The sequence below is a fragment of the Bradyrhizobium sp. STM 3843 genome (assembly GCF_000239815.1).
GTDB lineage: Bacteria > Pseudomonadota > Alphaproteobacteria > Rhizobiales > Xanthobacteraceae > Bradyrhizobium.
The window spans coordinates 1-1062 of the sequence record NZ_CAFK01000243.1 but is presented as its reverse complement, the minus strand read 5'-3'; the positions used below and the strand labels follow the sequence as shown (position 1 = coordinate 1062).

Annotated in this window: 1 pseudogene; it reads right to left on the bottom strand. The window is 65.3% G+C overall.

The features are described from left to right. Positions 1-1062, bottom strand: a pseudogene (hemA, locus tag BRAS3843_RS25140) (5-aminolevulinate synthase); the annotation flags it as partial.

Here is a 1062-nt window from a genome sequence, read left to right as displayed (position 1 = left end):
CGCGTCGATCAGGCCATCATCATGATAGGGCGACGGCGTGATGCGCAGCCGCTCCAGCCCACGCGGCACGGTCGGGTAGTTGATCGGCTGGATGTAGATGCCGTGCTCGGACAGCAGCAGGTCGGACGCCCTCTTGCATTTTTCGGGATCGCCGACATGCACCGGGACGATATGGGTGTCGCTCGGCATCACCGGCAGTCCCGCGGCCTGCAGCACCGCCTTCAGCCGCGCGGCGCGATCCTGGTGCCGCTGGCGCTCCCATTGCGAAGTCTTCAGGTGCCGGATCGCGGCCGTTGCAGCGGCGCAGACCGGCGGCGGCAGCGCGGTGGTGAAGATGAAGCCGGGCGCATAGGAGCGCACCGCGTCGATCAGGTTGGCATTGGCCGCGATATAGCCGCCGAGACAGCCATAGGCCTTGGCCAGCGTGCCCTCGAGGATGTCGATCCTGTTCATCGCGCCGTCGCGCTCGGCAATGCCGCCGCCGCGCGGCCCATACATGCCGACCGCATGCACCTCGTCGACATAGGTCAGCGCGCCATAGCGTTCGGCCAGATCGCAGATGCGATGCAACGGCGCGACATCGCCATCCATCGAGTACAGGCTTTCCAGATGATCAGCTTCGGCCGGTCAGGATCGGCGGCNGCAGCAGCTGCTCCAGATGCGCCGTATCATTGTGCCGCCAGATCTGCTTCTCGGTCCCGGCCTTGCGGACACCTTCGACCATGGAATTGTGGTTCAGCGCGTCCGACAGCAACAGGCAGTTCGGCAGCAGCCTGGCGATGGTGGAGATTCCCGTTTCGTTGGAGACGTAGCCGGACGTAAATACCAGCGCCGCCTCCTTGCCATGGAGATCGGCAAGCTCCCGCTCCAACTCGATCANGGATGGTTGGTGCCGGCAATGTTGCGGGTGCCCCCGGCCCCGGTGCCCATCCGCGTCGCCGCATCCACCATGGCCCCGATGACCTTCGGATGCTGACCCATGCCGAGATAATCGTTCGAGCACCAGATCACGACGTCCCGCTTGCCCTCAGGCGAATGCCAGAGCGCATGCGGGAAACGGCC